11 protein-coding genes are annotated in these 12,248 nt (G+C 39.1%); 2 read left to right on the top strand and 9 right to left on the bottom strand.

Going from position 1 to position 12,248, the window contains the following annotated elements; genetic code table 11:
- Positions 1–3 precede the first annotated feature (3 nt).
- The 3 genes from yajC to queA all read right to left on the bottom strand — a co-directional run bounded on the left by yajC (position 4) and on the right by queA (position 2,707).
- Positions 4–339 carry a preprotein translocase subunit YajC gene (yajC, locus tag ATS74_RS13215; protein ID WP_058549351.1) on the bottom strand — a complete coding sequence of 112 codons (336 nt, stop codon included), beginning with the start codon at positions 337–339 and terminating at the stop codon, positions 4–6.
- Between the two features lie 25 nt (positions 340–364).
- Positions 365–1,492 carry a tRNA guanosine(34) transglycosylase Tgt gene (tgt, locus tag ATS74_RS13210; protein ID WP_058549350.1) on the bottom strand — a complete coding sequence of 376 codons (1,128 nt, stop codon included), beginning with the start codon at positions 1,490–1,492 and terminating at the stop codon, positions 365–367.
- A gap of 183 nt (positions 1,493–1,675) precedes the next feature.
- Entirely contained in the window at positions 1,676–2,707 is a 1,032-nt protein-coding gene (queA, locus tag ATS74_RS13205) for a tRNA preQ1(34) S-adenosylmethionine ribosyltransferase-isomerase QueA (RefSeq protein WP_058549349.1), read from the bottom strand.
- A gap of 187 nt (positions 2,708–2,894) precedes the next feature.
- Here queA and ATS74_RS13200 point away from each other — a divergent pair, with 187 nt between their 5' ends.
- Positions 2,895–5,411, top strand: coding sequence for a two-component system response regulator (locus ATS74_RS13200; protein ID WP_058549348.1), 2,517 nt, complete (start codon positions 2,895–2,897; stop codon positions 5,409–5,411).
- 205 nt (positions 5,412–5,616) lie between these two features.
- Positions 5,617–5,829 (top strand): hypothetical protein, encoded by a 213-nt coding sequence (locus tag ATS74_RS13195; RefSeq protein WP_058549347.1) that lies wholly within the window; start codon positions 5,617–5,619, stop codon positions 5,827–5,829.
- Between the two features lie 13 nt (positions 5,830–5,842).
- On the opposite strand, the gene ATS74_RS13190 is transcribed toward ATS74_RS13195, so the two are convergent.
- From ATS74_RS13190 to pstA, 6 genes are all read right to left on the bottom strand, one after another.
- Positions 5,843–6,769 (bottom strand): hydrogen peroxide-inducible genes activator, encoded by a 927-nt coding sequence (locus ATS74_RS13190; RefSeq protein WP_058549346.1) that lies wholly within the window; start codon positions 6,767–6,769, stop codon positions 5,843–5,845.
- Between the two features lie 82 nt (positions 6,770–6,851).
- A complete protein-coding gene (locus ATS74_RS13185; RefSeq protein ID WP_058549345.1) occupies positions 6,852–8,120 on the bottom strand; it encodes an inorganic phosphate transporter in 1,269 nt (422 codons plus the stop codon).
- Positions 8,121–8,159: 39 nt separating this feature from the next.
- Positions 8,160–8,837, bottom strand: a complete 678-nt coding sequence (locus tag ATS74_RS13180; protein WP_058549344.1) for a TIGR00153 family protein — start codon at positions 8,835–8,837, stop codon at positions 8,160–8,162.
- Between the two features lie 150 nt (positions 8,838–8,987).
- Positions 8,988–9,689 carry a phosphate signaling complex protein PhoU gene (phoU, locus tag ATS74_RS13175; RefSeq protein ID WP_058549343.1) on the bottom strand — a complete coding sequence of 234 codons (702 nt, stop codon included), beginning with the start codon at positions 9,687–9,689 and terminating at the stop codon, positions 8,988–8,990.
- A gap of 42 nt (positions 9,690–9,731) precedes the next feature.
- Complete coding sequence (gene pstB / locus ATS74_RS13170; RefSeq protein WP_058549342.1) at positions 9,732–10,559, bottom strand: phosphate ABC transporter ATP-binding protein PstB; 828 nt, start codon at positions 10,557–10,559, stop codon at positions 9,732–9,734.
- A gap of 27 nt (positions 10,560–10,586) precedes the next feature.
- On the bottom strand, positions 10,587–12,236 hold the full coding sequence (pstA, locus tag ATS74_RS13165; RefSeq protein WP_058549341.1) for a phosphate ABC transporter permease PstA: 1,650 nt from the start codon (positions 12,234–12,236) through the stop codon (positions 10,587–10,589).
- Positions 12,237–12,248: the final 12 nt, after the last annotated feature.

Genomic DNA, 12,248 nt, shown 5'->3' with positions numbered 1-12,248 from the left:
TTTTTATAGCGACTTCATTGTGCCTTTTGGCAATACTGCAGATACTGCAGATTTTTGTACTGTTACTTCAGCTTGCTCGTTTAATGAGATAACGATGAAATCTTTATCTTCAGTAATCTTCACAATTTTACCTACTAAACCACCTTGGGTAAGTACTTCATCACCTTTAGCCATCGCGCTCATTAAGCTTTTGTGTTCTTTAACGCGCTTAGCTTGTGGGCGGTAGATTAAAAAGTAAAAAACTAAACCAAAAATTGCTAACATTATTAGCATTTCCCAGCCACCACCGGCTGCAGGTTGACCAGCTGCTGCGTGTGCATTTGAAATAAATAAACTCATGATACTTCCTCTTTAATTTTAAAGTTTAATTTGTTGTCTCTACAAGCTCTGGCACTTCTTGGCCTCGGCGAGCATAAAAATCTTGTACAAATTCTTCTAATTTACCTTCGCTAATTGCATTACGTAAACCTTCCATAACACGTTGATAGTAACGTAAGTTATGAATAGTGTTTAGTCGCGCACCTAAAATTTCATTACATTTATCAAGGTGATGCAAGTATGCACGCGAGTAATTAGTGCAGGTATGGCAATCACACTCAGGATCAAGTGGGCCTGTATCTGTTTTGTGCACTGCGTTACGGATTTTAACAATACCAGTGGTAATAAATAAGTGACCATTACGCGCATTACGCGTAGGCATTACACAGTCAAACATATCAATACCACGGCGAACCGACTCAACTAAGTCCTCTGGTTTGCCTACACCCATAAGGTAGCGTGGTTTGTCTTCAGGCATTTTGTACGCACAATGATCAAGAATATTCATCATTTCGTTTTTAGGTTCACCTACTGATAAACCACCTAACGCGTAACCATCAAAACCAATTTCTTCTAAACCTGCTTGTGATTGTGCACGTAATTCTGGGTACATACCACCTTGAATAATACCAAATAACGCAGATGGATTATCACCATGACCTTCTTTTGAGCGCTTAGCCCAGCGAAGAGATAGTTCCATTGAGTCTTTTGCTTCTTTTTCAGTAGCAGGGTATGGCGTACATTCGTCAAAAATCATTACGATATCTGAGCCTAAATCGCGCTGTACCTCCATCGATTTTTCTGGTGACATCATAATTTCATCACCATTTACAGGCGACTGAAATAAAACACCTTCTTCGGTAATTTTACGCATTGCGCCAAGGCTGAATACTTGGAAGCCGCCAGAGTCGGTTAGAATAGGGAAATCCCAGTTCATAAAATCATGTAAATCACCGTGTTGTTTGATGATTTCAGTACCTGGGCGAAGCATTAAATGAAAGGTATTACCTAAACAAATTTGTGCGCCAGTGGCTTTAACTTCATCTGGAGTCATACCTTTTACAGTACCGTATGTACCAACAGGCATAAATGCAGGTGTTTCTATTACACCACGGTCAAAAATCAAGCGGCCGCGGCGCGCTTTTCCGTCAGTACGGTCTAATTCAAATTTCATATCATCCTCAATGTCGGAAAAACAGTCCAACAAGCTATAATTTAACCGCTCGATTCTACCCTTTTTACCTCGCTAATACTATTAGCTGCGGTAAATTCAGTTATGCCAATTACCATAAACAAAAACCCCAGCAACTAAGCTGGGGTTTTTGACATATTCGACTGAGTATTAAACAACAATTTGTTACTTGCGTGTTAAAAACATCGCATCACCATAACTAAAAAAGCGGTACTGCTGTTCTATTGCCGTATTGTAAGCACCCATAATATTGTCTTGGCCGCTAAATGCACTCACTAGCATTATTAGCGTTGACTCAGGCAAGTGAAAATTAGTAACCATGGCATCAACAACATTAAACTGATAACCCGGAAAAATGAAAATATCTGTATCACCAAAGTAACTATCTAATTTGCCACCATGAATTTTAGCCGCCGATTCTAATGAACGCACTGAGGTTGTACCAACTGCAATTACACGCCCGCCATTTGCCTTAGTTTGCGCAACTGCTTGTACTACGTCGTCAGGTACTTCTATGTACTCAGAGTGCATTACATGCTCATCAACACTATCTACACGTACTGGCTGAAATGTACCAGCACCTACGTGTAACGTAACAAAGGCCATATTTACGCCTTTATTTTTAAGCGCAGCCATAAGCTTATCGTCAAAGTGCAAACCCGCTGTGGGTGCTGCTACTGCGCCTGGCTTTTCGCCATATACGGTTTGGTAGCGTTCTCTATCGGCTTCGGTATCTGGGCGGTCAATGTATGGCGGTAATGGCATGTGGCCAATGTCGTTTAATATATCCAGCACATTTTGATTGCGATCAAATTCAAGCTCAAACAAGGTATCGTGTCGTGCGATCATTGTTGCTTTTGCTTTGCCTTCTAAAATAACTTCGTTACCAGGCTTTAGTGATTTACTAGCACGCACATGAGCAAGTACTCGGTGCTCATCAACAACACGCTCTACAAGTACTTCTACTTTACCGCCTGACGCTTTTTGACCAAACATACGCGCCGGAATAACTCGGGTATTATTAAATACCAGTAAGTCACCTTCGTTTACTAAATCAAGCACGTCACTAAATACTTTATGCTCAACCTGGCCTGTTGGGCCATCTAGAGTAAGTAAGCGGCTGCTAGTTCTATCCGCTTTTGGAAAACGTGCAATTAATTCATCGGGTAATTCAAAGCTAAAGTCAGCCACGCGCATAATTTAGTAATCCACATCATTTAAAATCGCGCCAAGTTTATATGTATCGGATGTTAAGCTCAAGAAATCAGCCAAACTTATAGTACCTTAGTCGCATTTTAGTGGTTAAATTTCCTTGTTCTTATGATTAAATATCATTATTCTTGTTTGGTTAAATTATTGTTATTTATATTTGAGGGTTCAAAACGTGGCAAACCAGCTAAAATTGCTTATATTAAACGCAAGTAGTGCTGAACGCCATGCGATTAGAGCCACCCTTGAAAGCTTACATGTATTTACTTTTATAGATGCACAAGACAGCCAACAAGCTTTAAGACTATTAAAACAACAACCTGTCGATATTATAATTACAGGTCTTAATGTTGGTAAAATTGATGGTTGGCGCTTTTCAAGAATGATCCGCTCAGGATTATTAAAAACCCCAAAAAATACTCCTATTTTACTTATTCCACCTATTTATTGTGAACGCATAGCAGAAACCACAGCAAGAAGTTACGGCATAGATGCGGTATTACCGTTTGAGCATAAAGACATGTTGCCGCAAGTACTCGCTAATGTACTTTCTACCCATTTAGAAAAAAGTAGCAGGCTAAATTTATTACTTTTAGAGCCAATTCAAGAAACCGCAGACACTATTAGCGAGCAACTAAAGCTAAACTTTGCCATTACACATGTTACAACGGCCAAAGCCGCTCTTAATGCATACAATCAGCAGCAGTTTTCAATTGTGCTGCTTGATGCAACCTCTTCTAGCGCTCAAAGCTCAAGCTTATTAGTTGAAGAAATACTTCAACATAATTCTAAACAAGCCATTGTAACAATTATAGAAAGTGATGATGCCGATTACGCAGAACAGCTTTTACTCTCAGGCGTTACCGACTTTATTAGAGCACCGTACGACCCTTCATTTTTAAATAAAGTGTGTGATCATGCTGCTCGCCGTGAAGACTTTATGGTCAGCTACGCAGAGTTTGCTCATAAAGTAGAGCAGTTAAGTGTTAGTGAAGTGCGTTATAAAGAGCTGTTTTCGGCGCATCAGCGTATTTTGTTACATCTAAACACCGTAGTGCTAGAGCTTGATCAACAAGAGTTGATCCGCTTTATTAATCCCGCATGGGAAGCATTAAGTGGCTTTGGTGTAAAATCAACACTGCAAAAGTCACTTAGTGATTACTGTAGTTTGGATGATCAACAAAAGCTTACCCATACGATTAACGATATTTTAAATGGTGGCCAGCAGCAACAACAAATAGAAGTGAAGCTAAGCCATAAAAATGGCAACCTGATTTGGGTTGAGTGTCGACTTCAGTTAATTAAAAATAGCCGAAATAACGCAACGATAACGGCCACTATCGATAATATACATGAGCGAAAACAAGCAGAACTTCAGCTTCGTCATTTAGCACACCACGACCCACTAACAGGCTTACATAATCGCTATTACTTTGACCAGCAACTCAACAAAATATGCCAAGATAAGTACACTTACGAAGGTGTAGAACATGCTGTTATATATATTGACTTGGACCACTTTAAAATAATTAATGACAGCAAAGGGCACCATCAGGGCGATATTGTACTAAAAGAAGTGGCGCAGCTATTTAAAGCGAATATTGGCGATGATCACCTAGTATGTCGAATTGGCGGGGACGAGTTTGCGGTGATCCTCACAGATATAAACTTACTTGACGCTCACCTTATTGCCGAAGGTGTGTGTAGCGCCATAGAAAAGCATTCATTTAAATCAGAAGATCAAATATACACAATTAGCTGCTCTATTGGTTTGACTCAAATAACGCCACAAAATTGCGACCCTAATGAATGCTTAAAACAAGCTGATATTGCGCTATATATTGCTAAAAACTTAGGGCGAAATTTAGTACATTGCTACTCAAAAGAGGATGCACAAAACAACACTTTGCAATCTGGGCTCGAGTGGGGGCACGAAATTAGACAAGCCCTAAAACAAGACCAAATAGAACTACACTACCAACCTATTTGGGACTTTAAAGAAAACAAAGTAGCCTACTTTGAAGCATTACTTCGTTTAAAACATAATGGTGAGCTGATTTACCCTAATCAATTTATCCCCTCATTAGAAATGCTAAACGATACATTTATGATGGACCAATGTGTTGTACGTAATGCTATTGCTTGCGTTGCAAAACATCCTGAGCTTAATCAAGTTGCAATTAACCTATCGGCACAATCATTTTTAGATGAGCGCTTATTACCTTTAATCGAATCAAACCTAGAGAAATACCAAGTACCACCAACACGCATAATTTTTGAGATCACCGAGTCAGCGAGTATCAATAATTTAAAAGCAACCCGCAAAATGATAGAAAAGCTCAATAAACTTGGCTGTCACTTCTCTATTGATGATTTTGGTACAGGCTTTAGCACTTTTAACTATTTAAAACAGTTACCAGCTCAGCACGTAAAAATTGACGGCTCGTTTGTAAGTGACATGCTTAACGACCCTATAGATTTGGCACTCGTTAAGGCTATAAACGATATAAGCCGCTCCTTAGACAAACGCTCTGTTGCTGAATATGTTGAAAATAAAGAGATATTTTTTGCCCTAAAAGAGATAGGCGTAGATTATGGCCAGGGTTACTTTATTGCCCGCCCAATACCTGTTGAAAAAATTAAAGGTGAGCTTGAAAAAATCTCAAAAAATAAAACGTTTTACCAACAATAAGCTAGCTACTAATAAACAAAATTGAACAATTTTAAGCATTTTATTACTATCAATTTTACCTTTCTTGCCTATACTTTCAGTATCACACAAATGATGTCGTGTTATTTTATGCATTTCACTTTAAAAACATGACATTACCTTTTGATGACGTAGTACTGTCGTTTATAGTGGCTTTTAAAGCGATTTAGCTTTTAAGGAGAAAGGTATGACACAGCTAGTTATATTATTACTGATTATACACTTTGCAATTGCGTATCAATGTTATCGATACGCACATATCAAAGGCTACCCCGTTAAAGTATTTACAACATTAGGCTGCGTGCCCTACTTTAACTTAGTGGTTTGGATTTATTTATTATTTTTACCAGAGCTTGAACCTTTCGAAAGCCATGTGCAAAATCAAAAGCAGCCATTATAGGCTGCTTTTTGCATTATTTTAGCTCTAAATAATCTAAGCTACATTGGCGCTTTAAAAACACCTCTAGCTGTTGGCTAAATAGCCTAAAGTCGCGAATTCGACCCGTGGTTTTGCGCCATAGAATACCAATATCTCGATAGGCATCGCTTGGCGATGGCGTTGCAACCATATCTTTATTTTCAAGTATTCCTGCATTAATTGCCATTTGAGGTAAAAATGTCACGCCGAGTTGATGCTCAACCATACTGAGTAATGTATGTAAGCTTGCAGCTTCAAAAGGGTTAATACAGCTTGAGCGGTTTAAGTGGCACGCACTTAGCGCATGCCCCGTCATACAATGCTCTCGCTCTAATAAAAACACACTTGCATCAGGCAATAAATTAAAATCCTCTACGCCTTTTGCTTGAGTGTAATCTTTGTGGTGCACTAAGCTAAAATGGTCTTTAGCCAAAATTTGAGTATGGAATTTTTCAGTTTGATACGGCAATGCAAGTAATGCTAAATCAATATGTCCATGCTCTAGCTTATCGAGTAGTTTGTCGCTGGTATCTTCAACGAGTACTAGCTCTAAATCACAAAAGGTTTGCTTGCAAAAATGATACAAAGGCGCAGCTATAAAACTTGCGATAGTAGGTATAACACCCACTGTTAACTTACCACTAAGTGGTGTTAAAAAGCTTTTTGTCAGCTCTTTTAAGCTAATAGTATCGTTTATTATTTTACGAGAGCGCTCAACAACCTCTTCACCAATACTGGTAAACATTAAGCTTCGGCTTTCGCGCTCAATTAGCTGGCAACCTAGTGTTTCTTCAAGGTTTTGAATTGCACTACTTAATGTAGATTGGCCAATAAAGCAAGCGCTGGCAGCTCTGCCAAAGTGTTGATGTTGATGAACAGCTAATAAATATTGCAGCTGCTTAATACTTGGAAGATTAGTCATTTTTTCTTTCCACAAATAAAAAGACCCCAACACCTAGGGCGTTGAGATCTTTTCAAGCTAAAAGTCTTTGAGTACTTTTTTATTAAACCCCAAACGCGGTTCTTAGTACGTAGAAAATAACAATAGCAAGGGCAGCGCCAACTGGCAACGTAATTACCCAAGAAACTACAATGTTTCTGATAACGCCCATGTTAAGTGCACCAATACCACGTGCCATACCTACACCTAACACAGCACCAACTAAGGTTTGTGTAGTAGAAATTGGCATACCAGTACCCGATGCAATAACAACGGTAGAGGCAGCAGCTAATTCAGCAGCAAAACCACGGCTCGGTGTTAAATGTGTAATGCCTTCACCAATCGTTTTAATTACTTTTTTGCCTAAAATAGCAAGACCCGCAACAATACCAAAACCACCAAGAGGTAGAATCCACCATGCAATAGCGGCTTTCTTAGCTATTTCACCATTGTTTTCAACAATATTTACAACTGCAGCTAATGGACCGATTGCATTAGCTACATCGTTAGATCCATGCGCAAACGCCATACAACACGCCGTTAATACCATTAATACCGCAAATACTTTTTCAACGTTATTAAACTGCATTTGCTTATCAGCTTTAGGATCAATATTTAATCGCGCAATAGCAATTTTACCAATAATAGCCACTATTACTGCTACAGCAATTGCAAGGGCGTAACCCTCTACTGAACCAATATTAATACCTACATGCTTTAAACCTTTTTTAATGGTTACTAGCGCCATAATAAAGCCCGCTAAGCCCATATAAAGTGGTACATAGCGTTTAGCATTTTTAAGTGGTGCATCGGTATCAAAAATTAGTTTTTGTGCACTCATAAATATTAAGTATGCAATAAAGCCCGATATAGCTGGCGTTATAATCCAACTACCAACAATACCACCTACTTTATTCCATTGAATTGCCTCTGTACCAACTGCAACTAACGCAAAACCAATGATAGCACCAATGATTGAGTGGGTAGTTGATACCGGCCAGCCTAAAAATGAGGCAATTAATAGCCAAGTACCCGCTGCAAATAACGCAGAGATCATACCTAAAACCATTAAATCAGGGAGTGCAGCAAATGGAGCAGCATCAATAATTCCTTTACGAATCGTTGATGTAACCTCTCCACCGGCTAAATAAGCCCCTGCAAATTCAAAAACCATCGCAATAAAAATTGCTTGTTTGATTGTAAGTGCTTTCGAACCTACAGAAGTACCCATCGCATTAGCAACGTCGTTCGCGCCAATACCATAAGCCATAAAAAAGCCAACTGCTGCGGCAATTAAAATTAATACCGTGCCGTAAGATGCAATGATATCCATTGTGTAACCTTAATCTTTCGTGTTTGAACTGATTTTAAATTAACGAGCTAACATCAGCTCAAGACGTGATCCTACGCGCTCTGCAATATCTGCAAGCTCGCCAACCCATTCAATAATTTTGTATAAAAACATTACATCAATTGGGTTTAGCTCACCTTCTACATCACGTAGTTGGCGGCGTACTTTTATTTGCATATCATCCGTGTCTTGTTCTATTGCATCCAATTCTACGAGCATTTTTTCTACTAAGGTCACTTCACGACCTTTAAAGCCCGTTTCTAGTAATTCTTCTAACTCATTTATTGCTTTAGAGGCTTGTTTAGTAGCATCTACACAGCGAGTTAAATAAGCTAAAAAGTCTGCTTGCATTACTTTAGGAATAGTCATTTCACGACCAATCACTCGTCCTGCAATATCTTTTGCTTTATTGGCAATTTTATCTTGTTGAGTTACTAATTCGAGCAGATCTGTACGTTCTACCGGCATAAATAAACCGCGCGGTAACTGTAAACGTATATCTCTTTTCATATCATCAGCTTCACGCTCTAAATTACGAATAGTGATGCGAAGCTCTTCTGCTTGTTCCCACTCTTCTTTAAATACGTGATTAAAAAAAGGTATCAAAGCTTTACTAGCTTGATGCACTTTATTGATGTGTTCTTCCATTGGTTTGATAGGAGATTTTGCAAATACTCCTAAAAACGCGTTTGTAGGCATAACTGACCCTTTAATCAAATTGATATGCTTTGCAGCATGAATTTTACAGTATTAACCACGATTGTGAACGCTTTTTATTATTTCACCATGGCTAACAATGCATAAAGCGGCACCAAGCCGCTTTAGTAAAAAAGAATGATAGATAAAATCTTATAAAGATTTTTCTATATCTTCTTGAGATGTATGACGAATATCTTTACCGTTAACAAAATAAATGATGTATTCAGCAATGTTTTGGCAACGGTCACCAATACGCTCTAACGAACGCACAGACCACACTAAATCCATAATTTTAGGAATTGAGCGTGGGTCTTCCATCATATAAGTCATTATTTGACGTGTTATCGCTTCGTATTCACGGTCAACTTTTGCATCTTCTTTGTGTACTTCAAAGGCGCGCTGTACATCCATACGCGCAAATGCATCAAGTACGTCGTGTAGCATTTTTAAAACTTGGCGACCCATGTTTTCAATATTTACTAATAAGTCTTGTTGATCTTTAGTAAATGAATCAAGTGCAACTTTAGCAATTCGCTCAGCTTCATCGCCAATACGCTCTAAATCTGCAATCGTTTTTGCAATAGCTATAACTAAGCGCAAATCGCTCGCAGCAGGTTGGCGACGCGCAATAATACGCGTACATTCTTCATCAATGCTTACTTCCATCGCATTAACTTTATAATCGTTTTGGCGCACCTTTTGTGCAAGCTCAGCATCGTTACGGCTTACAGCGTCAAGTGCACTGTTAAGTTGTTGCTCAACTAATCCACCCATGTTTAAAACATGGTTACGTACATTTTCTAGCTCTTGGTTAAAGCGACCAGAAATATGTTTATTAATATTATGTTCCATAATTACCTTCTCTTAAATTCATCAACAACACTAAAACAATCACTAGCCGTAACGGCCTGTAATGTAGTCTTCTGTTTTCTTTTTGCTAGGCGTTGTAAATAAGGTATTTGTGTCTGAGTATTCAATCAGCTCACCCATGTACATAAAAGCGGTTTGATCAGATACACGCGCTGCTTGTTGCATGTTATGTGTAACAATAACAACGGTAAACTTGTTCTTTAAGTCGTTAATTAGCTCTTCAATAACCAAAGTAGAAATTGGATCAAGTGCTGATGTTGGTTCATCTAACAGCAGTACTTCTGGCTCAATAGCAATAGAGCGAGCAATAACTAAACGTTGTTGCTGACCACCCGATAGCCCAAATGCACTATCGTGTAATCTGTCTTTTACTTCATCCCATAAAGCAGCACCGCGTAGTGATTGCTCTACCACTTCATCTAATTTACGTTTTTCTTTGATGCCTTGTAAGCGTAGGCCATAAACCACATTTTCATAAATTGATTTAGGAAATGGGTTAGGGCGTTGAAACACCATCCCCACGTTACGACGAAGCGCTGCAACATCTACACTTTTATCGTAAATGTTTTGGCCATGCAGTAATATTTCACCTTCAATACGACAAATATCAACTAAATCATTCATACGGTTAATACAACGAAGTAATGTTGATTTACCACAGCCCGATGGCCCGATAAACGCAGTTACCTGCCCTTTTGGGATGTTCATATTAACGTTACTTAATGCTTGCTTATCACCATAGTAAAGATCAAGGTTTTTAATCTCTAACGCTTTTTGGTCGTCAGTTAAGTTTTCTAGGTCTAATTTTTGACCTATATTAGCTTGGTTTACTTGTGGAGCGACTGTAATCATGTTTGTTACCTATAAAATCTTTACTAATTAGTGTTCAAGCGATCTAAATTTTTCACGTAAGTGATTACGTATACCAATCGCAGTTATGTTGAGGGTAATAATCACCGACACTAATAAAAAGGCCGTTGCATATACCAGCGGACGCGCCGCTTCAACATTAGGGCTTTGAAAGCCTACATCGTAAATATGAAAGCCTAAGTGCATGAACTTTCTATCTAAGTGAAAATAAGGGAAGTTGCCATCAAGTGGTAACGTAGGGGCCATTTTTACCACACCTACAAGCATAAGTGGTGCAACTTCACCGGCCGCTCGAGCAACTGCAAGTATTAAACCTGTCATTATTGCTGGGCTTGCCATAGGAATAATTATACGCCATAAGGTTTCAACTTTAGTTGCACCAAGCGCTAACGAACCATCACGTACTGTACTTGGAATACGCGATAAACCTTCCTCGGTTGATACAATAACAACCGGTAGAGTAAGAATAGCTAATGTAAGCGCAGACCACATAACACCTGGCGTACCAAATACTGGTGTAGGTGATGCCTCAGGGTAGAACAACTGATCTAAGCTGCCACCTAGCATATATACAAAAAAGCCCAGTCCAAATACACCGTAAACAATAGAAGGTACACCCGCTAAATTAATTACCGCGATACGGATCATCTTAGTCACTGCGTTTTTAGCGGCGTACTCGTGTAAGTATATTGCTGCTACCACACCAAAAGGCGTTACGATTACAGCCATTAACATAACCATAAATACAGTACCAAATATAGCAGGGAATACACCGCCTTCGGTATTTGCTTCACGTGGGTCGTCTGATACAAACTTACCTAGTTGCACAAAGTAATGACCAAGCTTTGCAAAAAAGCCCATATCGTTTGGAAACCAAACATCAAGTACTTGATACATCGGAATAGTAACTACTTCACCGCGCATATCTTTTACAGTTACATGGTCTCGTTTGGCTTGCTTGCGTAGTGCAAATAAATCTTTTTCAAGCACTGCATATTCTGCACGTAAATCCGCTCGTGCTTGAGCAAGATCAGCTACCCGTTCATCTGTTAATGCGTCATCAAGCAGGTAACCTTTTTCTTTTAAACGAAGACGCTCAAGCTCATAGTTTATATGGCCAATGTCACCATTTTGTAAATCAAGAGCTTCATCGTTTAAGTCTACGGCACGCTCTACAAGTTCATGCAGGGCTTCAATTTTATCGCCTTCAACAGGTTTACCATCTTTAATTACACTTTCAACGTAACCATAAAAGTTACCATTTTTACTACGCTCGAATACAGCAAGCGTTGCCGGCGTTGTTTTATTTGTAATGTCGGTTTCTAGTATCCAACGAAAATCTAAATCTACGTATTCACGGTTACCCGTTTTGATAAGTAGGCGCTCTACTTCGTCTTTTTTGAACCCACTTACATCAATACCTGTTGCCGCTAAGCGTGCTTTTGGTACTAATTCACGGTCGTAAATTTCGCCTATTACGGTTTGTTTTGAAATAGACCCTTCAAGCTCAAATTGTACAACCTCAGAAGGCCAGAAAAAACTTAACCCTTTCCAGGCTATCATTGCTAATAAACCTAAAACCGAAATCAAGCTAATGCTTACTGCACCACCTGTCATCCAAATCCAAGGAGAACCAGACTTAAACCACTGCTTTACCATGTCGTGTCTCTC

Origin of the sequence: Pseudoalteromonas sp. H103 (genome assembly GCF_001469205.1) — a bacterium.
In the GTDB taxonomy this organism is placed as follows: domain Bacteria; phylum Pseudomonadota; class Gammaproteobacteria; order Enterobacterales; family Alteromonadaceae; genus Pseudoalteromonas; species Pseudoalteromonas carrageenovora.
The sequence above is the reverse complement of the archived record's forward strand: the minus strand, read 5'-3'. Positions and strand labels throughout refer to the sequence as shown.